This is a genomic window from Spirillospora sp. NPDC000708, from assembly GCF_040299565.1.
Taxonomy (GTDB): Bacteria; Actinomycetota; Actinomycetes; order Streptosporangiales; family Streptosporangiaceae; genus Spirillospora.
The window spans coordinates 1-19119 of sequence record NZ_JBEPCJ010000140.1 but is presented as its reverse complement, the minus strand read 5'-3'; the positions used below and the strand labels follow the sequence as shown (position 1 = coordinate 19119).

Here is a 19119-nt window from a genome sequence, read left to right as displayed (position 1 = left end):
CGGGGGGGGCCGGGGGCCCCCCCGCAACGGCCGCCCCCCCCGCCCCACCCCCCCCCCCCCCCCCCAGAAACACCAAAAACCCCCCCCCCGCGGGGGCCGCCCCCACGGGGCGGGCCCGCCCGGCCCCCCCCCCCCCCCCGGGACCCTTACCGGTGGCTACTCCGCGTACGGCTGGTCCTTGCCCTCGGCGCTGTAGGCCAGGCTCCAGATGTAGCCGTCCGGGTCCGCGAAGGTGCCGCCGTACCCGCCCCACGGCAGCGCGCCGGCGGGCTTGAGGACGGTGGCGCCGGCCTTCTCGGCCTCCGACATGACCTCGTCGACCCGCGCCTCGCTGCGGACGACGTAGGTGAGGACCAGCCCGCTGAAGCCGCTGCCCTCCGGGCTCGTGCCCACCTGCTCGGCCAGGCCCTCGCGGCCGTAGAAGCCGACGGGCGAGGCCCCGTCCGACTCGAAGAACACCGAGATGCCCCAGTCGTCCTTGATCTTCCAGCCGAGTCCCTCGGTGTAGAAACGCTTGGCCCGGTCCATGTCCTGGACGCCGAGGAGGATCGAGCTGACGTGCGCCTTCATGCCTGTTCTCCCTTGTGTTCGCGTCGGCGGCGACCGCCGCGGACCGGCCGGTCGGACGTCCGGACGTCACATCGGCGCGGTCCCGCCGGTCAATCGGTATGACAGGTCCCGACGGAGGAACGTGACGAATGGTCCAGCAGGATTGGCTGAGCGAGCAGTTCACCGAGCATCAGGACCGGCTGCGCGCGGTGGCGTACCGGATGCTCGGCTCGGCCGGCGAGGCCGAGGACGCCGTGCAGGAGGCGTGGCTGCGGGTCGGCCGCGCCGACACCGGCGGGGTGGAGAACCCGGCCGGGTGGCTGACCACGGTCGTCGCCCGCGTCTGCCTGAACATGCTCGAAGCGCGCCGGGCGCGGCGCGAGGAGTCGGCCGGGGCGCTGCCGCCCGAGCCGGCCGCGCCGCGGCCGGGCGCCCGGCCGGCCGTGCACGACCACCCCGAGGACGAGGCGCTGCTGGCCGACTCGGTCGGCGTCGCGCTGACCGTGGTGCTGGACACGCTGGCGCCCGCCGAGCGGCTCGCGTTCGTCCTGCACGACGTGTTCGCCGTGCCGTTCGGGGAGATCGGCCCCGTCATCGACCGCTCCCCGGTGGCGGCCCGGCAGCTCGCCAGCCGGGCCCGGCGGCGGGTGCAGGGGGCGGCCGAGGCGTCCGCCGCCGCCCGGTCCACGAAGAAGGAGATCGTCGCGGCGTTCCTGGCCGCCTCCCGCGCCGGGGACTTCACCGCGCTGCTGGAGCTGCTCGACCCGGACGCCGTGGTCAGCGAGATCCGCGGCGCCCGCGAGGTGGCGGCGTTCTTCGCCGGACGGGCCCAGGGCGCCCGGCTCGCCCTCGTCGACGGCGTCCCCGCGGCGGTCTGGACCCGCCACGGCCGGGCCATGGCCCTGTTCTCGTTCACCGTCGCCGACGGAAGGATCACGCGCATCGCCATCGACGGCGACCCGGACCGGCTCCGCGACCTCGACATCGTCTACCTGCGCGCCAACGGCACGGAACGGGAATGAAGCGGTCCGCGGCGGGCCGCCGCCTCGCCGGCCTCCGGTTCTGGCCTGCGACCTTGGTCGGGGCCGTCCGGCGTCTCAGCCTAAAGTCGCATTTGCAGGACCCGACGTGCGGCCGATGCCTCCCGTTTCGTGGCTCCTTAGCCTGGTCACAGGAAGTAAGGGACGCACCACCAAGGGCGGGCACATGTTCAGGTCACGGCGAATGCGCAAGAACGAGGCGTGGGAAGGCGTCGTCACCGCCAAGTCCCGCAACATGCCGGACGGGTCGAATCTCTACCACTATCTCGAGGTCGCCTTCACCGACGGCAAGACCAAGAAGATCCGCGTCAAGGGGTCGCTCTGGGACTCGCTGCGCGCCGGCGACCGGATCGTCAAGCACCCCGGCTCCGACCCGGCGAAGAAGTAGCGGAACAGGCCCTCACCTGGTGCTATACATCGTCCCAGGCGGCCGCGCTCATCTTCCAGCCGCTGGGTGTGCGGATGAACTGGGTCGTCTGGCGGCCGGCGCCTTCGAACCATTCGCCGTCGCGGTAACCGGACTTGCCGTATTCGCTGAACCGCTGCGCGATCGAACCGAAGATCTCGGTCCGCTCGGAGACCTCCCATTCGGAGAACTCGGTCAGCGTCCCGTCGGTGAGCATCCTTTCGCGCGGGGCGATGAACGTCTCGAGGTCGTAGATCACGGTCTCGCCCCCGACGTTCTTGATGATCAGACCCTCCGGGATGAACACCTCGCGGACGACGGCGAGGTCCGGCCCCGTGCCGCCGGTGTTGCCGAACGCGCCGAAGAGCGCGCGCATCAGCCCGTCGAGCTCGGCCTTGACGTCGGTGCCCAAGGGGACCTCCTCATTTCAATAACGTCTGTTATGTGAATGTACTCTGGCGGCATGCCGCGCCACAAGGGAGATCATGAGGCCCGGCGCCGGGACGTGTCCGCGGCGGTGTGGCGGGTGCTGGCCGCGCAGGGGTTCGGCGGCCTGACGCTGCGGGCGGTGGCCACCGAGATGGGCGCGACGACCGGCCTGCTCACGCACTACTTCCCGAGCAAGAGGGACCTGGTCGCGCACGCGCTGACGCTCTTGGACGAGCGCAGGACGGCGACCCGGAGGGACGACACCGGGCCCGGCGGCCTCGCCGCGCTGCGCGCGCTGCTGCTGGACATCCTGCCGTCCACGCCGCAGGCCGCCGCCGACAACCGCATCTGGGTCGGTTCGTGGGACGCCGCGTTGGCGGATCCCGGCTTGGCCGCCGGGCATGCGGACCGCTACGCGCGCTCGCGCGAGCGGATCCGGCACCAGGTGAGGGAAGCGCAACGCCTCGGCGAGTTGCCGTCCGCCGACGCGGACGATCTCGCGGCGGCGATCCTGTCGTTCACGCTCGGCCTCGTCGTGCAGGCCCTGTTCAGCCCCCAGGAGTTCCCGCCCGAGCGGCAGATCCGGATCCTGGACGGCTACCTCGCCGCGCTCGCCGCCCCGGCCGGAAGCGATCCCGCCGGACCGGACGATGCCGAGCGCGGAACCGCCGCACCGGAGCGGTGACCTCGACGCGCCTCGTCCCGCATCCGAGCGCGAGCGAACTCTCGGGTGAACAGGGCGAAGGCCCGGCGTGCGCGTCCGACCGTCCCCTGGCGAATGGACGACTTCTATGGGGAAACTGAGTGCGTGGCGCCTGAGTTGAACTTGATACCAGCCCCGGACCGGGTCGAACGGACCGGAGGAGCCGGTCCTTTCAGCGGGGATGTGCGTACCGACGTCGATCCGTCGCTGGGGCCGGAGGCGTACCGGCTCACCGTGTCGGCCGACGGCGCCGAGATCCTGGGCGGTGATGAGGCGGGCGTCTTCTGGGGGCGCCAGACCTTGCGTCAGATGCTGGGGCCGGAGGCTTTTCGCCGCGCTCCAAGCGCGCGCGGGCCGGTCATGGTGCCGTACGTGACCATCGAGGACCGGCCGCGTTTCGCTTGGCGAGGCTTCATGCTCGACGTCGCGCGGCACTTCCTGCCCAAGGACGATGTGCTGCGCTACGTCGACCTGCTGGCCGCCCACAAGCTGAACGTGCTGCACCTGCATCTCACCGACGACCAGGGGTGGCGCGCCGAGATCCGCCGCCACCCCCGGCTGACCGAGATCGGCGCCTGGCGGCGGCGCACCCGCCTGGGCTGGGGGGAGCCGGCGCTGTGGGACGAGCGCCCGCACGGCGGCTTCTACACCCAGGACGATCTGCGCGAGATCGTCGCGTACGCGGCGGAGCGGCACGTCACCGTCGTGCCCGAGATCGACCTTCCCGGCCATTCCCAGGCCGCCATCGCCGCCTACCCCGAACTGGGCAACGACGACGTCGTCGACACCGCCGCGCTGGAGGTGGGGACCGGCTGGGGCACCACCCGCAACGTGCTGGCCCCCACCGACGCCGTGATCCGCTTCTATGAGGACGTCCTGGAAGAGGTACTGGCGATCTTTCCGGGCCGGTTCGTCCACATCGGCGGCGACGAATGCCTCAAGGACCAGTGGCGCGAGTCGCCCAGGGCCCAGGCCCGCATCCGGGAACTCGGGCTCCGGAACGAAGAGGATCTCCAATCGTGGATGATCCGCCACTTCGCCTCCTGGCTCGCCGCGCGGGGGCGGCGCCTCATCGGCTGGGACGAGATCCTGGAGGGCGGCCTGGCGGACGGCGCCGCCGTCATGTGCTGGCGGTGGTACTCGGGCGGGATCGCCGCCGCGGAGGCCGGCCACAGCGTGGTGATGTGCCCGCAGCAGGAGGTCTACCTCGACCACGCCCAGGCCCACGGCCCCGAGGAGCCCGTGCCGTTCGGATGGGTCCACACGCTCGAGGACGTCTACCGGTTCGAACCCGTACCGCCCCGGCTGACCGGCACGCCCCACGCGGACAACATCATCGGTGCGCAGGCCAACCTGTGGACCGAGGTCGTCGAGAACCGCGGCCGGGTGGACTACCAGGCGTTCCCCCGCCTCGTCGCGTTCGCCGAAGTGGCCTGGTCGCGGCTACCGGGCCCGGACGAGCGCGACTTCGAGGACTTCGAGCGCCGGATGAACCGAGCGCACTACGCCCGCCTGGACGCGCTGGGCGTCGGGTACCGCCCGCCCGGCGGCCCGCACCCCTGGCAGCGGCGTCCCGGCATCCCGGGACGGATGCACAGCAAACCGCGCAAGACCTGGCGGATGGCGAACTGACCCCTCAGCGCCCGCCGTGCTGGTGCTGCTCGGGCAGGCGGCTTTCCGGGTGCACCCACAGCAGGACGTTGCCCGGCCGCCCGCCTTCCGTCTCCTCCCACTCCCGGCGGAAGAACGCGAGGATCTCCCGGTCCGAGTAGCGCAGGCTGAAATGGGTCAGGACGAACAGGGTCCGCGGATGAGCCTCGATCACCGGCCTGAGCCGGCTCCACACCGTGTGCCCGACCCGGTTCGCGCGGTCTGATTCGGCGTCGTCCAGGAACGTGCACTCGGTGATGACGACCGGATAATCGAAGAGCCACGGATTCCGCTCGAACACGTTCACATGCGTGTCGCCGAGGAACGCGAACAGCGGCCGGTCGACCACCCCGTCGACCTCGACGCCGTCCTTGCGCCGCCGGGCCATGATCTGCCCGAATTCCTTGCCCCGCCCCTCCTCCGCGAGGGACCGCCGCAGCTCTTCGAACTCCGGCAGCAGCGCCTTGCGGCGCTCCGAGAACGCATATCCCACACAGGGCACCTTGTGCTCGCACTCCACGACCCGCACGTGGTGCCCGCGGCGCCCGAAGACGAACTCATCGCCCTGCCGCACGCCGTGCAGGCGATGGCCTCCCGCCAGCGTCGGGTCGAATCCCGGCCCGTGGTTCAGTTCGGCGGACGCACGCAGGTAGGACTCCACGTTGGACACCGCCTCAGCGGGCAGGTAGATGTCCACGCCGGACGCCTTGGACGCCAGGAAATCCAGATCCTTGGAGTGATCGTGGTGCGTGTGCGTCAGGAAGACCGTGTCCACCTGCCGCCCTTCGCAAAGCCCCGCGTCGAGGCTGCACCGCAGCTCGGGGATGTGGAAGAAGGTCTTGTCGTTCGCGCGGGAGTAGCCGGTGAGCGTCAGCTCGGCGCCGGGAATCCGCCATGTCTTCCACTGCCGGAAGGGGTGCCCCCGCTCAAGCGGCTCAGGGTGCTCGGGCAGTAGCTCCGGGACCCGCGTCATCGAGAGCGCCTTTCCGTGAGCAGTCGTGGACGGCGCTTCCCCGCCGCGGTCGAACGTCCGCAATCGTAATGGCCGACCCGCCCCCGAGCGCACTGATTTAATGCCCACGAAGAAGAGCCCGGCCCGAGGTGCATCTCCCGAGCCGGGCCCTTCACATCCCCGACTAGCCGCAGTGCACCTTCGTCGCGCCGCCCTGGTAGTAGACCGAGCCCCTCTTCAGCGACCCCACGACCGTGATGCAGCGGCCCTTGGCCCAGATCTTCACCGGCCCGGCGTAGGACTTGAAGTTCTGGTTCTTGCCGAAGCCGTCGACGACGGTCTTCTCCGGCGCGTGGTTCTTCTTGTCGTACCTGGCGAGCAGCACGGTGATGTGCGACGCGCCCGATCCGCTGGCGCGGACGATGGCGCAGTTCTTCCCGTTGCCGGCGTTGTAGTAGAGGTCGGCGTAGCCGCCGACCTTCTTGCCGTGCTTGATCGGGAAGTGGTTCTTGCCCTTGAGGTAGCGGTATCCCGCGCCGCACGAGCCGGTCGCGGCGTCCGCCGGAGCGGCCACCGCGGCGACCCCGGCGCCGGCGATGCTCGCCGCCAGGACGGTAGTGGTGATCTTCGCCATCAGTCGCATCTTTTGACCCCTCGCCATGGCCGGACCGAAGCCCGGCCCTCTATGTCCAGGACAGACAGTCCCGGGGGCGGAGCAGGGTGCAAGAACGGATCGGAGCCTTCACACGAGCTCTACGGCATCGTCGCCTTGTCAGCCGCCAAGCTTCACGAGCAGCGAGCGCAGGTGAGGTGCCGCGGCGTTCTCCTGGCCGCGCTTCACCCACGCCGCGATGTGTTCGCTGACCAGCTCGGCGAGGCTCGCGCGCTCGTCGTCGCTGAGCTCGACCGTGGTCGTGGTGCTGGTCCGGCAGTCGTAAGCGGCGAAAAGGATGTCCCCGACCGCCTGCTCGGCGGCAGAGGGCTTGCGGTTGCGCTGAGCATGCCAAGCGACGCTGTTATTGACGACGCCCCAGCCGTACAGGGCCTCGTAGTTGGTGAGCTCGAGCCTCATGGGGGCCGTTACCTCTCACTACAAAGGTGTAGCCATACCCTATGCAGGCACTCTACGCAGGTGCGACCACACCGACCGGCCGCACGACCCGCCCGCCTGGAGCCGCCCCCGAAGGACAAAACGCCCGCCGGAAGAACTCCGCGGGCGTTTCAGCTAGATCCCGACCCTGCACCGGATCAGCGGAATCCGCCGAGGTCGCGCCGGGGCATCGTCGCTCTCCCCGGCCCTGGCAGCAAGAGGGCCGGTCGTAGCGCACGGCGCGCCGCCGTGGTTGCTCCCATGCCGTCCCGCCCTGCGACAGAGTCGTCTTTCGGGACAGTCCCCTTCCAGCGGGTCATCGCCACCCTCGCCAATCCGAAAGCTGAGACCGCCACCTCCGCAGCGTTCAGCCCGACCGGCAGGCCGCCGGCCGGTGGCGGTTCGGACGGCCGCATCCACGTGTGGCGGCCGCATTTAAGAGCCATATATATGCCTATTTATCTCGTCATACTATTTTGTCCGATCGGGTCTCCCCTGGGCGGGCGAGAGGATGTTTGGGGTGGGGTTGCCGTGGTATCGCGATTTTGATCGCATCAGATTTGACAGAGCAAAGGAGCTTTATGCGGCACAAAGGGGTAATTGCGCTGATCTTGGCGGTTGCCACGATGCTGGCCGGCACTGGACGGGCCACCGCGGACGGGAGAAGCCATCACTGGGGCATGGACCACGCGCGCGCGGTCTTCGTCCAGACGAACAAGCCCAAGTCCGCCGGTGGCAACACGATCCGGGTGTTCAAGCGGGCCGACAACGGGAGGCTCAAGGCGGCCGGGGAGTTCAAGACCGGCGGGAACGGCGGTGCCGTTGCCGGCGCGCCGACCGATGCGTTGGCGTCCCAGGGCTCGCTTGTCTACGACGGCAGGCTGCTGTTCGCCGTGAACGCAGGCAGCAACACCGTCACCCTGTTCCGCGTCCGCGGGACCGAACTCGAGCGGCTCCAGGTGATCCGATCGGGCGGTCTGCTGCCGGTCGGCATCGCGGTACACCACGGCCTGGTCTACGTGCTCAACGCCGGCGGCGACGGGTCCGTACAGGGATTCCGCCTCGGACACGACCGGCTGCACCCGATCGCGGGAGCCCACCGCTCGCTGGACCTCGGAAATCCCGAGCGGCCGAACTTCCTGCTGTCCCCGGCCCAGGTGGGAGTCGACCCGCACGGCCGGTTCGTGCTGGTCACCACCAAGACCAACAACACCGTCCTGACCTTCCGGGTCGGCCATGGCGGCCGACTGGCGAGAAGGCCGGTCAGCACCGCGGACTCCAACGGGCCGTTTGCGTTCACCTTCGACACGCGGCGCACGCTGCTCCTCGTCGGGGCCGTGACCAACACCCTGACCCGCCACCGACTCGACCGCGGCGGCTCGCTCCGCCGGATCGGCGCGCCGGTGCCGAACGGGCAGCAGGCCTCGTGCTGGATCCAGCGCGTTGGGAAGTTCTATTACGTCGCCAACACCGCCAGCTCCACGGTCAGCTCCTACCGCGTGAAGAACGGAAAGCCCGTCCTGCTCAACGGGACGGCCGCGACCATCCCCGGCGGCGGAACCATCGACATGACCGCGAGCGGTCGATTCCTCTACGTACAGAACGCGACCGCGGGCAACGTGCAGGGCTACGCCGTGAATGGCGACGGATCCCTGAGGCTGGTCACCACGGCCACCGGCCTGCCGCGATTCGCCAACGGCATCGGAATGGAGGGAATCGCGGCATCCTGACGCCGCCCCGGCCGGTCCCGGCGGCATCGACCGGGACCGGCCGGGCGGCATGCGGCCGTTGCTCTGCCTGCGGCGCCGATGGCGGGGCCATCTCCCCGCGGCTCGCTCTCCCGGCCCTGGCCAGCGAGGCCGACTTCGCCGCCACCGTCCGCGCGTGCCAGCGGAGCTTCGCTGACTGACGCGAGGCGGTGCCGAGGCTCTGCTGCCGCGTCCGGCCCGGAAAAGCTCACATCAGGCGCCGCGGTCGTTGCGCCCGCCATGCCGGCGGACGGTTGGGTGGCACCGCGACCAGGCGAATCCGGGGACCTGAACCCCCACGGCGCTGACCTGCGCCTTCATCGCTCGCCGGATCCAGCCCCCTGACCTCGCAGCCCTCGCCTTCACCGACCGGTAGGGCTGCAACCCTCCGACCTGTGACCTGGTCTTCATCCCGTGCTCGCCGATGCGGGAGCACGAGATGAGGGGAGGGCCTTCAGGACGCATGAAGGGCCCTCTTCATCGCCGTTGTCTTCGCTCAAGTGATGAAGACACGGGTGACCTTGCCGACTGCTCGCGGTGGACCCATTCGGCGCGGTTCGGTGCCGAATGGGTCAGGCCTTTTCCGCTGACGACGGGCCGGTGTGGCCGCCGTAGGTGGCGATCTTGTATTCGGTCGCCGCCAGCGACAGGGTCAGCTCCTTGAGCTGCCGGCGGATGGTGTCGCGGTGTTCGAGCAGTAGGTCGAGGCGTTCGGGGACGGTGTCGTCGCCCTCGTCGGCCAGCCGCATGTAGTGCTGAAGGTCGCGCATGGCCATCCCGGACAGGCGCATGCGGGTCAGAAACACCAGTCTCCGTACCGCCCGCGCGTCGTAGCTGCGGTGGCCGCTGGCGTCGCGGCCCACCTCGACCAGCCCGATCCGCTCGTAGTAGCGCAGCGTGTGCGGCGACATGTCGAGCAGGTCGGCGACCTGCGTGATGGTCATGGGGTCGGTGGCGGCGCTGACGTCGACGAGGCGGTGGATCACCTCGACCGACATCGGGCCGTCGACCTCGTCGAGGGCGGCGAGCGCCCTCGACATCAGATCGTCCGTGGCCATGGCTGCACTCTAGATCGGCCGGGCGGATGCGGTGGCGCCGGGGAAGTCTGCGGCACGCGCGGCAGGGGCCCAGCGTTCGAGCTCCTCCAGGTTCTGCCGGTAGGACCTTCCGATGCGCTCGACCGCCTCACGCCCGAGCGGAAGGCGCAGCGGCAGCTCGTCCCCGGCGACCAGGTCCACGATGATCTCCGCGGCCCGTACCGGATCGCCCTCCTGAATCCCGTCGGCGCTCGCCATGTCGTTGCGGACGGCCCCCAGCAGCCCGGTGTACGCGGCGCTGGCGTCGGCGACCCCGAGCACGTCGGGCGCGTTGAACGAGGTGCGGAACCGGCTCGGCTCGACGATCATCACCCGGACCCCGAACGGCGCGACCTCGCCGGCCAGTGCCTCCGACCAGCCTTCGAGCGCGAACTTGCCGGCCGAGTACGCGCCGACACCGGGGAAGGAGATGCGCCCGCCCTGGCTGCTCATCTGCACGATCGTGCCCGATCCCTGCTCGCGAAAGTACGGCAGGGCGGCCCGCACGAGCGCCGCCGGACCCAGCAGGTGCAGCTCCAAGGACGCACGAAGCTCCTCCTCGCCGACCTCCTCGGCCGCGCCGACGACCCCGCGGCCTGCGTTGTTCACCAGCACGTCCACCCGATCGAACCGGTCGACCGCCGACCTTACGACGTCCCCGGCGGGCCCGGTGTCACGCACGTCGAGTTCGGCGACCAGCACCTGGTCGCGGTGGGCGTCCGCGAGGTCGGCCACCGACCCGGGCCGCCGCACGGCCAGGACCACGTTGTCGCCCCGCCCGACCACGCGCTCGGCGATGGCACGGCCGAAGCCCGCCGACGCGCCGGTGATGATCCATGTCCGCTGAGTCCCTGGTTGAGATGTCATGCCGGTGACGTTAGGAGTTCGAGCGCGCTCGAACGCAAGCGCGTCGTCCGCCGCCGCTCGTCGACGGTCCGCCTGCCGATGCGTTCACCGCCCCGGTCAGCCTGCCGAGCCGTACGTCGCCTCTTGGGGAGGAACTCGTCGGTGAACGGCTCCTCGACAGCAATTGCCGTCATCACCGCGTCGCTCAGCGACCGGCTCTGATGGTCACGGTGGGCCCGAGGTGACTGGCCCGGAAGCCGAAGGGAGACCGCACGGGCTCGCGGCCTAAGGGCGGACAGAAGCCGCAGCCGATCCGGCCTCGGTGCCTTGAACCGGAGAGGAGGGAGTGGGCAGCGCAGCACGGTCGAGACGTGGGCGAGTCGCTCGGCAGGATCCAGCTGCTCCCGCTGCCGCGGCATGAAGGAAGAACGCGTGGTCGAAGTGTTTCGTGGTCGGCTGTTGTCCGAGTCGTGGAGTGAGGTCGAGCCCACCGACCCGTGGACCACCAACCGGATCGAGGTCTACGAAGTGCGCGATGACGGTTCGGTCGTGCAACATTGAGTAACAGGCACTGGCACGCAGACCAGGCGCCTTGGTCGTTCGCGGATGCGAGCGCGGCGGAGGTGGGGGCGAGCGTCCGCAGATGGTCGGCCAGGTCGTGCTCGGACACCGTTGCGTCGTCCAGTGCCGCGGTGAACGCGGTGCAGGCATCGAGGACGCCGTCGGGTACCCACTTGCCGCTGGGGGCGTGGGTGATGGAGCCGGTATCGGTGTGCAGGTGCGTCAGTCCGGCAGCCAGTGCAGCTCGTGCGCCAGGGTTTTGGCGACGGCACGGATGCGGCGTTGCAGTGGCGACTGCTCGCGTGGGAGGACCAGGTGGATCGTCAGGCTGGGCGCGCCCCGCAGCGGTCGCCAGGTGAGACCGGCCGGTTGTGCCGTGGCCGCGGCTTCTCCGGCCGGGGCGAGGGTGACCCCGTCGCGCAGGTCGCGCTGAGACATGTCGAAAGAGACCGCGGGCGTGTGCAATCGGGGGTGTGGTCGGGTGTCTTGGAACAGTGCGGACAGCTGATCGTGGATCACCGGGTTGGCCGCACGGTCCGGGAGCCGCAGCGGATACGCGGCCGCGTCGGCGATCTCGATCTCCGGGTGTTCGGCCAGCGGATGGTGCTGCGCCAGCTGGACCCCGACGCGCTGACGCCGCAGCAGGAACCGGCGCACGCCGCGGCCCGGCTGTTCACCGCGGGTGATCCCGGCATCGATGCGGCCGTCGGCGACCGCCGGGGAGATCTCCGGTGTCGCCATCGGGACCGCGCCGACCTCGAGTCCGCTGCTACCGCGAATCAGCCTGTCCACCAGGGCCGGTACCGTCTCGGCCCCGGTGCTGAGGCTGTATCCGATGCGCAGCGTGCCCAGTTCACCGGCCGCCGCGCTGCGGGCGGTCTCCCATGCCCGGTCCAACGCCGCCAGCGCGGGCGGCGCTGACTCCGCCAAAGCCGCACCGGCCGCGGTCAATACGACGCTACGCGTGTCGCGGACCAGCAGAGCCGTGCCGAGTTCCGCCTCCAATCGGCGCATCCGGGCGCTGAGCGCGGGCTGTGCGATACCGATCCGTGCGGCCGCGCGGGTGAAGTTCAACTCCTGCGCCAGCACCAGGAAGTACCGCAGGCTCACCGTGTCCGGCGCCACGTACCCTCCCCCGCCGATTGATAACGATCCGTTCTGAGTCTATCCCGCATCGGTCTTTCCCTCGATCGCATATCGAGCCCTAACCTGCGCATATGACGATTCGGCCGACCGCAGTACCCGTCGCCGGGATCGATCGCTCTAAGTGTCAATTCGAAGCCGGACGTGTCCGGCCGAACACAGGAGGTTTCCATGGCCAAGGGCTACTGGGTCAGTGTCTACCCGCCCATTTCCGACCCTGGGAGGCTGACTGCCTACGGCGAGCTGGCCCGTGCGGCTATCCAGGCTGGGGGCGGGCGCGTCCTGTCCCGTGGCGGTCGGGTCGTCGCACACGAGGCCGGAATCACGCAACGCGTCGTTCTGGTCGAGTTCGACAGCTTTGAACAGGCCGTCGCGGCATACGAGAGCGAGGCGTATCAGAAGGCGCTGGTGGCCCTTCCCGACGGCTTCGAGCGCGACTTCCGCATCATCGAAGGCAACGACTGACCGGCGAGCCCAGCCATCGCGGAGCATCCGTCACCGATACGCACATGGTGGCCGATCTCACCGTGGAGCCTGGTGGTGTTGTACCAGTCGGCGTACTCGGCGGTGGCCAGCTCGACACCGGTCAGGTTCTTCCACGGGCCACCCGGTTTGATCAGCTCGGTCTTGTAGCGCCCGATCGCCGACTCCATCAATGCGGTGTCCAGCGCGTCCAACACGAGCCGGGTCCGCTTGCTGGTCGCCGCTGCCCAGCCGACGACGGGGCGGGAGAAGATGTCGACCACGAACGCGACGTAGACGACGCCGGCCCAGGTGGCCAGGTGGCCACTTGGGTGAAGTCGGCGACCCAGCGGCGGTTCGGGCTGCGCGAGGGAGTCGCGGCGCAGCAGGTCGGCGGCCCGCTGGTGCCCGTCGTCGCGGACGGTGGTGCGGACCTTGCGGCCGCGGCGGGCACCGTGCAGGCCCAGCTCGCGCATCAACCGCTCGACCGTGCAACGCGCCACGACATCTCCCTCGCGCTGAACCTGCCGCCAGACCTTGCGTACACCCGGTAGTTGGCCTCAAAGATGCGGGTGATCTCGGTCTTGAGTCGTTCGTCACGGTCGGCCGAGGCCGGACGTGACTTAGCGGCGTAGTAGGTGGACGGTGCGATCTTGGCGCCGTGCTCGGACAGCACCGGGCAGATCGGCTCGACCCCGAACACCTTGCGGAACGCGTCGACGAACGCGATCAGTACCTGTGTGGCCGGTCGAGCTCGGCCGCGAAGAATGACCAACACCGACCGGCCCAAGCCGACGCCCGCCACCGGTGCGCGGTGGCCGCTGACCGTCTGGCTCTGTCCCGACGACACCACCGACCAGCCGTCCCGCCGCGACGGCCAGCAGTGTCCGGGGTCGGCGCACCGCGCCGACCAGATGCACCGCGGAATCGCCGACCACCTCGGCCAGGTCTCCCTGGTGATCGCGACACCACCGACGCCCGGCGCCACCGCGACCGACACCGGAACGAGAGCCCGCCGGGCCCGTGTCGCATGCCCGGCCTGCCTGTCCGACGTCCTGGTCAACAGCGCCTTCCAGGCCCGCTCGTTCCTGCCCGCCGCGTTCCGCCTGCTGCGCCCGGGCGGACACCTGGCGCTGAACGCCGGTGCCGACGCCGTCCAGGTCGCCAAGTGGATCAACGAGGCCGAACAGAAACGACAGCGGGTGGAAAGCGAGTTCCGTGCCGTGCCCACCGACCAGACGATCTCTCCGGATGTGGTGGCGGAGCTGCTGCGGCGGGCCGGTGACTTGGCCGACGCGGTCGTGCGCGCGCGCCCGGACGACAAGGCGGATCTCTACACCAAGCTCGGGCTCACGATGACGTACTACCCCGAGAAAAAACTTGTGGAAGCCAGGGTGGCCCCGGCTTCCACATGTGCAGATGGTTTGTGTCCGAGGGGGGACTTGAACCCCCATGCCCCGTGAAGGGCACTAGCACCTCAAGCTAGCGCGTCTGCCTATTCCGCCACCCGGACCGGTCGCAGGCCGCAGCGTGCTGCGGCGGGCTTCACCATACCAAAGGAGCCGAGTCGCGGCGAAGTCGATCGAGCGGGCACGATGGTGGGGTACGAGGACGGCTAGCGCGAAGGTGATCACTGTGGCCCACCAGCCGACCGCTGAGGACGAGGTCGTCGGGCTCTGCCAGGAGCTGATCCGGATCGACACGAGCAATCCGGGAGATCATTCGGGACCCGGCGAGCGGGTCGCGGCGGAGTACGTCGCGGAGAAGCTCGCGGAGGTGGGGCTGGAGGCGCGGATCCTCGAGTCGCACCCGGGCAGGGCGAGCGTGGTCGCGCGGATCGAGGGGGAGGATCCGGGGCGCGACGCCCTCCTGCTGCACGGGCACCTCGACGTGGTGCCGGCGCGGAGGGAGGACTGGACGCGGGACCCGTTCGGCGGGGAGATCGCGGACGGGTGCGTCTGGGGCCGCGGGGCCGTGGACATGAAGGACATGGACGCGATGATCCTCGCGGTCGCGCGGCAGCGGCTCCGGGAGGGGCGCAGGCCGCCGCGGGACGTGGTGCTCGCCTTCCTGGCGGACGAGGAGGCCGGCGGGAAGTGGGGCGCGCAGTGGCTCGTCGACGAGCATCCGGAGCTGTTCGAGGGGTGCACCGAGGCCGTCGGTGAGGTCGGCGGGTTCAGCCTGACCGTGCCGGGCGACAAGCGGATGTACCTGATCGAGACGGCGGAGAAGGGCATCGCGTGGATGAACCTGACCGCCAAGGGGACCGCCGGGCACGGGTCGATGGTGCATCCCGACAACGCCGTGACGGCGCTGGCGGCGGCCGTGGCGCGGCTCGGCGAGCACGAGTTCCCGGTGCGGCTCACGAAGACGGTGCGGGCGTTCCTGGAGCGGGCGTGCCTGGCGTACGGGGTCGAGTTCGATCCGGAGCACCCGGAGGAGGCCCTGGAGAAGATCGGCCCGCTGGCGCGGATGATCGGGGCGACGCTGCGGCACACGCTGAACCCGACCCGGCTGGACGCGGGGTACAAGACGAATGTGATTCCGCAGAGCGCGACGGCTCAGGTGGACGGGCGTTTCCTGCCGGGGTTCGAGGACGATTTCTTCGCGACGGTGGACGAACTTCTCGGGCCGGGCGTCGAGCGCGAATTCGTGCATCACGACCACGCGGTGGAGACCGAGTACGAGGGGGCGCTGGTCGCGGCGATGGAGGCGGCGCTGACCTCGGAGGACCCGGGTGCCCTGCCGGTCCCGTACTGCCTGAGCGGCGGGACGGACGCCAAGTCGTTCGCGCGGCTGGGGATGCGGTGTTTCGGTTTCGCGCCGCTGAAATTGCCCCCAGAGTTGGACTTTTCCGGAATGTTCCATGGCATCGACGAGCGCGTTCCCGTGGACGGTCTCCGCTTCGGAGCGCGCGTTCTCGACCAATTCCTCGACCGGTCTTGAAATTCCCGTTGCCAATGCGATGCGTGGTGCTATCGTCACCGTTCGTAGGGAACCGCCCGCCCCGTGAGGGATGGGCGGCGGTCGCAACGGAGGTCTCACGGTGGCGGGTGTCGCGGCGCGGGCAGGGGCGGTCCCCGTCCTGCCGCGCCGTGCCGTCACCGGGCGGATCGCCCGGCGGCTGCTCGTCCTCGCCGGCCTGCTGATCGCGGGCTGGCTCCTCGGCGGCATGGCGCAGCACGCCACCGCCCGCGCCGCCGAGCTTCCGGCGCCGCCCGTCCGGCCGGTGCCGTCCGTCCCGGCCGCACCGGCCGGTGAGACGGTCCCGGCCACGTCGGCCACGGCCGTCGCGGACGGCGCTCCGGCGCTGGCCGGCGTGCTGAAGGCCCCCCGGACACCGCTCCCGTCGGTGGCCGGGGCCGTGAAGCACCGGACGCCCGTGCAGGCACTGGCGCCGGTCGACCCCCTGAAGCCGGCGGCGCCCGAACGGCCGACGCGAGCGGCGAAGGCCGCGGCGCCGGCGGAAAGGGCCACCGGTCCGCGGAAGGCGCACGGCGCACCCCGCCGCACGGCGGGGAGCGCGGTGGCGGTGCACCGGTCGCCGGGCCGGTCACAGGCGGTCTCCGGGACGCGCCAGGCGTCCCATACCCGGCATCACCGTGCAATCGAGCGGCACCCCGCGCCCTTCCAGGCGCCGGGCCAGTCCGGCACGCATTCGGCGACCTGCGGCGGTGTTCCTATCGGTGCCGCCGCCGGCCTGCCGACGGTTCTCCCCTGGGCTCCGGTTCCGCCGCGAGCCTGCGTTCCGCGCCGTTTCGGCGCGGTTCCCCCGGCCGTCCGCACCGCTGCGGACGAGCCCTCCTTCGCGCCTGACTAGTCCCTGATCAGAACGCTCCCGGCGTGGGCCCGTGCGGCTCGGGCCCGGTCGGAGCGTGCCGTCAGGCGTGTCCTTTCCCGAGACCGAACCGCTGTCTCGGCATTCCTTTCCTCATCCCCCGAACGGAGCATCATGCGAACGTGGGCAAGAAGCACCGCGCGCACGGCGGCGCTCACCGCGAGTTTCGTCGCCCTCGGTGTCAGCGTCGTTCCCGCCAACGCCTTCGCCGACGCCACCAACGGCGACGGCAGCGTCCTCGGCGGCAACCAGGTCGACCTGCCGATCTCGGCGCCGGTCGAGGTCAGCGGGAACGGCGCCGGGATCGTCGGCAGCGGCCACGGCGCGTCCAAGGGCGGCGCGTCCGTGCTGAACGGCGGCGGCGGAGGCGGCCAGCACACCTCCGGCAGAGGCAGCGTCGGTGGCGGCAACCAGGTGAACGCGCCGGTCTCGCTGCCGGTGAACGCCTGCGGCAACGCGGTCGCGCTGATCGGCAAGGCGGACGCGGGCTGCAAGGGCGGCTCGTCGGTGGTCAACGGCGGCGGGTCCGGCGGGCAGAAGACGTCCGGTAAGCACAGCGTGATCGGCGGGAACCAGGTGAACGCGCCGATCTCCGCGCCCGTGGACGTCTGCGGCAACGCCGTGGCGATCATCGGCAAGGCGGAGGCGGGCTGCAAGGGCGGCGCGACCGTGCACAACGGCGGCGGGTCGGGCCACGGCCGCGGCGGGCAGACGACGAACGGCGCGCTCGGCGTCATCGCGGGCAACCAGGTCAACGCGCCGATCAGCGCGCCGGTGAACGTCTGCGGGAACGCGGTCGCGATCGTCGGCCAGGCCGTGGCCGGCTGCGAGGGCGGCGCGATCGTCAAGAACGGCGGGCGCACCGGGGCGGGCCAGCAGACGTCCGGGCTGCACAGCGTGATCGGAGGGAACCAGGCGAACGCCCCGGTCAGCGCGCCGCTGGACGTGTGCGGCAACGCGATCGGCGGCGCCCTCGCCGAATGCGAGGGCGGCGCGTCGGTGCGCAACGGCGGGCACGGGTCCGGCGGGCAGAAGACCGACGGGGTGTCGAGCGTCCTCGGCGGCAACCAGGCGAACGCGCCGATCAGCGTCCCCGCGACCGTCTGCGGCAACGCCGCGGCGCTGGTCGGCCGGGCGGGCGCGTACTGCGAGGGCGGCGCGCACGCGCGCAGCAGCTCCGGCGGCGGCCAGCACACCTCCGGCACCGGCGGCGTCGGCGGCGGCAACCAGGGCAACGCGCCGATCACCGCGCCCGTCGACGTCTGCGGCAACGCCGCCGCGGTCGTCGGCGAGGCCGCCGCGCACTGCAACGGGCAGACGCTGGTCCAGGGCCCGCAGGGGGCCGGCGGCCGGACGTCCGGGAACGGCAGCGTCGGCGGCGGGAACCAGGCCCACGCCCCGGCGAAGGCTCCCGTGGACGCGTGCGGGAACGCCGGCGCCGTGGTCGGCCGAGCCCTCGGGCACTGCCAGGACGGCCCCGGCTTCGGCGGGTACCACCCCTATGCCCGGTCCGCGGGCCAGAACCCGGCCCCGCTGCCGGTGAACCCTGGGCTGCCCGTCCTGCCGAAGCTGCCCGCCACCGCGAACCACCGCGACGGCGGGCCGGCCGGCCTGCCCGCGACCGGCTCGCCCGCGGCCGGGCTGCCGGTGACCGGGCTGCCGGACGCCGGCCAGGCCCTGTCCGGGGTCGTCGGGCAGGTGAACGGCGTGCCCGCGACCAAGAGCGTCCCGGTTTCGGACGTCCTGTCCGCGACGAACCTGCTGCCGAACGCCGCTGCGCAGCGGACCGCCGCGGCGCAGCGGACCGGTGCCCCGTCCCTGGGCCCGGTCGCCGCCTCGCAGCTGCCCGGCGTGCGGAGCCTGCCCGTCCAGGGCTCGCTGCCGACGGTGAACGCCCTGCTCGGCGGCGCCATGACGCCGAAGTTCACGCCCAAGCTCAACGGACTCGCCGCCGGCAGGCGGACCGCCGGCACCGGCGGCAACGGCATGACGATCGCGACGCTGCCGCTGAACCCGGGCGCGCTGACCGGGAACGCCGCGAAGGCGCTGCCCGCGGCCCCGGTCGTTCCGGTGGCCCCGAACGCCCGCACGTCCCGCTCCGGCGACCCGCTGCCGCACACCGGCCTGCCGGGGACGAACGCCGTCACGCTGCCCAAGACCGGCGCCGTCAAGCCGCCCAAGACCGGTGCGGTCAAGCTCCCGAAGACCGGTGCGGTCAAGCTGCCCGTGGCGGGGAAGGCCGCGCTGCCCGCCGGGGCCGTCCAGGCGCCTGGGGCCGTGAAGGACCTCGGCCCGGTCCGGACCGTCGCCGACCGCACGCCGATCGCGCCCGCCGCCGAGGACGGGTCGCTGTGGGGGCTCGGCATGGCGGCGATCGCCGCGGCGTTCGCCGGCGCGGTCGCGCTGACCCGCCGCCGGCGCCCCGCGCGCGGCTGACCGATCCGAGTCCGCGGCCGGCCGGCTCCCGCCGGCCGCCGACCGGGCCCGGCCCGCGCCCGCCGGTCACGGCCGGCGGGTGAGGGCCGGTCCAGCGGGGCCTGGAGGGCCGGGATGCACAGCCGCGCCGCGGGGCCCGCCACCAACGCGTAGCCCGCGCCCGGGGCGGAGGGCGGGGGGGGGCGGGACC

The 19119-nt window shown here is 71.4% G+C and carries 21 protein-coding genes, 1 tRNA gene and 1 other annotated feature; of the genes, 11 read left to right on the top strand and 11 right to left on the bottom strand.

Going from position 1 to position 19119, the window contains the following annotated elements; genetic code table 11:
• Positions 1–156 precede the first annotated feature (156 nt).
• The gene (locus ABT299_RS49185; protein ID WP_387032276.1) at positions 157–570 is read right to left on the bottom strand and encodes a VOC family protein; all 414 of its coding nucleotides are present in this window, start codon (positions 568–570) and stop codon (positions 157–159) included.
• A gap of 128 nt (positions 571–698) precedes the next feature.
• On the opposite strand from ABT299_RS49185, the gene ABT299_RS49180 reads away from it, so the two are divergent.
• On the top strand, positions 699–1571 hold the full coding sequence (locus ABT299_RS49180; RefSeq protein ID WP_500255045.1) for a sigma-70 family RNA polymerase sigma factor: 873 nt from the start codon (positions 699–701) through the stop codon (positions 1569–1571).
• A gap of 202 nt (positions 1572–1773) precedes the next feature.
• Positions 1774–1977, top strand: coding sequence for a DUF7489 domain-containing protein (locus ABT299_RS49175; protein WP_190855546.1), 204 nt, complete (start codon positions 1774–1776; stop codon positions 1975–1977).
• Positions 1978–1999: 22 nt separating this feature from the next.
• On the opposite strand, the gene ABT299_RS49170 is transcribed toward ABT299_RS49175, so the two are convergent.
• Entirely contained in the window at positions 2000–2407 is a 408-nt protein-coding gene (locus ABT299_RS49170; protein WP_500255044.1) for a DUF4440 domain-containing protein, read from the bottom strand.
• 51 nt (positions 2408–2458) lie between these two features.
• Here ABT299_RS49170 and ABT299_RS49165 point away from each other — a divergent pair, with 51 nt between their 5' ends.
• Together ABT299_RS49165 and ABT299_RS49160 are read left to right on the top strand one after the other, a co-directional pair.
• Positions 2459–3109 (top strand): TetR/AcrR family transcriptional regulator, encoded by a 651-nt coding sequence (locus ABT299_RS49165; RefSeq protein ID WP_500255043.1) that lies wholly within the window; start codon positions 2459–2461, stop codon positions 3107–3109.
• Between the two features lie 201 nt (positions 3110–3310).
• Positions 3311–4759: a beta-N-acetylhexosaminidase gene (locus ABT299_RS49160; protein ID WP_500255042.1), complete on the top strand. Its 1449-nt coding sequence runs from the start codon at positions 3311–3313 to the stop codon at positions 4757–4759.
• A 4-nt stretch (positions 4760–4763) separates the two neighbouring features.
• On the opposite strand, the gene ABT299_RS49155 is transcribed toward ABT299_RS49160, so the two are convergent.
• From ABT299_RS49155 to ABT299_RS49145, 3 genes are all read right to left on the bottom strand, one after another.
• Positions 4764–5750 carry an MBL fold metallo-hydrolase gene (locus ABT299_RS49155; protein ID WP_500255041.1) on the bottom strand — a complete coding sequence of 329 codons (987 nt, stop codon included), beginning with the start codon at positions 5748–5750 and terminating at the stop codon, positions 4764–4766.
• Between the two features lie 163 nt (positions 5751–5913).
• A complete protein-coding gene (locus ABT299_RS49150) occupies positions 5914–6363 on the bottom strand; it encodes a hypothetical protein (RefSeq protein WP_500255040.1) in 450 nt (149 codons plus the stop codon).
• Between the two features lie 138 nt (positions 6364–6501).
• Positions 6502–6801 (bottom strand): hypothetical protein, encoded by a 300-nt coding sequence (locus ABT299_RS49145; RefSeq protein ID WP_190860486.1) that lies wholly within the window; start codon positions 6799–6801, stop codon positions 6502–6504.
• A gap of 599 nt (positions 6802–7400) precedes the next feature.
• Between ABT299_RS49145 and ABT299_RS49140 the strand changes: the two genes are divergently transcribed.
• A complete protein-coding gene (locus ABT299_RS49140; protein WP_500255039.1) occupies positions 7401–8549 on the top strand; it encodes a lactonase family protein in 1149 nt (382 codons plus the stop codon).
• Positions 8550–9139: 590 nt separating this feature from the next.
• Here the strand turns inward: ABT299_RS49140 and ABT299_RS49135 are convergent.
• A complete protein-coding gene (locus ABT299_RS49135) occupies positions 9140–9625 on the bottom strand; it encodes a MerR family transcriptional regulator (protein WP_500255038.1) in 486 nt (161 codons plus the stop codon).
• Positions 9626–9634: 9 nt separating this feature from the next.
• Positions 9635–10510 carry an SDR family NAD(P)-dependent oxidoreductase gene (locus ABT299_RS49130; RefSeq protein ID WP_500255037.1) on the bottom strand — a complete coding sequence of 292 codons (876 nt, stop codon included), beginning with the start codon at positions 10508–10510 and terminating at the stop codon, positions 9635–9637.
• A 396-nt stretch (positions 10511–10906) separates the two neighbouring features.
• On the opposite strand from ABT299_RS49130, the gene ABT299_RS49125 reads away from it, so the two are divergent.
• Positions 10907–11050, top strand: a complete 144-nt coding sequence (locus ABT299_RS49125; RefSeq protein ID WP_500255036.1) for a hypothetical protein — start codon at positions 10907–10909, stop codon at positions 11048–11050.
• 222 nt (positions 11051–11272) lie between these two features.
• Here ABT299_RS49125 and ABT299_RS49120 read toward each other — a convergent pair whose 3' ends face one another.
• Positions 11273–12175 (bottom strand): LysR family transcriptional regulator, encoded by a 903-nt coding sequence (locus ABT299_RS49120; protein ID WP_500255035.1) that lies wholly within the window; start codon positions 12173–12175, stop codon positions 11273–11275.
• Between the two features lie 189 nt (positions 12176–12364).
• On the opposite strand from ABT299_RS49120, the gene ABT299_RS49115 reads away from it, so the two are divergent.
• Positions 12365–12658, top strand: coding sequence for a DUF1330 domain-containing protein (locus ABT299_RS49115; RefSeq protein WP_500255034.1), 294 nt, complete (start codon positions 12365–12367; stop codon positions 12656–12658).
• Here ABT299_RS49115 and ABT299_RS49110 read toward each other — a convergent pair.
• Both ABT299_RS49110 and ABT299_RS49105 read right to left on the bottom strand, forming a co-directional pair.
• On the bottom strand, positions 12589–13158 hold the full coding sequence (locus tag ABT299_RS49110) for an integrase core domain-containing protein (protein ID WP_500255033.1): 570 nt from the start codon (positions 13156–13158) through the stop codon (positions 12589–12591). The two genes, ABT299_RS49115 and ABT299_RS49110, sit on opposite strands and share 70 nt — an antisense overlap.
• The gene (locus ABT299_RS49105) at positions 13131–13433 is read right to left on the bottom strand and encodes a hypothetical protein (RefSeq protein WP_500255032.1); all 303 of its coding nucleotides are present in this window, start codon (positions 13431–13433) and stop codon (positions 13131–13133) included. The genes ABT299_RS49110 and ABT299_RS49105 overlap by 28 nt, the downstream gene beginning before the upstream one ends.
• Positions 13299–13429 (bottom strand) — a sequence feature (AL1L pseudoknot). (Overlaps the previous gene by 131 nt.)
• On the opposite strand from ABT299_RS49105, the gene ABT299_RS49100 reads away from it, so the two are divergent.
• Positions 13423–14118, top strand: a complete 696-nt coding sequence (locus ABT299_RS49100; protein ID WP_500255031.1) for a hypothetical protein — start codon at positions 13423–13425, stop codon at positions 14116–14118. The genes ABT299_RS49105 and ABT299_RS49100 overlap by 11 nt on opposite strands.
• Here the strand turns inward: ABT299_RS49100 and ABT299_RS49095 are convergent.
• Positions 14083–14168 (bottom strand) — tRNA-Leu (locus ABT299_RS49095). The two genes, ABT299_RS49100 and ABT299_RS49095, sit on opposite strands and share 36 nt — an antisense overlap.
• 122 nt (positions 14169–14290) lie before the next feature.
• On the opposite strand from ABT299_RS49095, the gene ABT299_RS49090 reads away from it, so the two are divergent.
• From ABT299_RS49090 to ABT299_RS49080, 3 genes are all read left to right on the top strand, one after another.
• Positions 14291–15601, top strand: coding sequence for a M20/M25/M40 family metallo-hydrolase (locus ABT299_RS49090; RefSeq protein ID WP_347256859.1), 1311 nt, complete (start codon positions 14291–14293; stop codon positions 15599–15601).
• Positions 15602–15701: 100 nt separating this feature from the next.
• Positions 15702–16475, top strand: coding sequence for a hypothetical protein (locus tag ABT299_RS49085; protein WP_500255030.1), 774 nt, complete (start codon positions 15702–15704; stop codon positions 16473–16475).
• 132 nt (positions 16476–16607) lie between these two features.
• A complete protein-coding gene (locus tag ABT299_RS49080) occupies positions 16608–18929 on the top strand; it encodes a chaplin family protein (protein ID WP_500255029.1) in 2322 nt (773 codons plus the stop codon).
• The last annotated feature ends 190 nt before the right edge of the window (positions 18930–19119 follow it).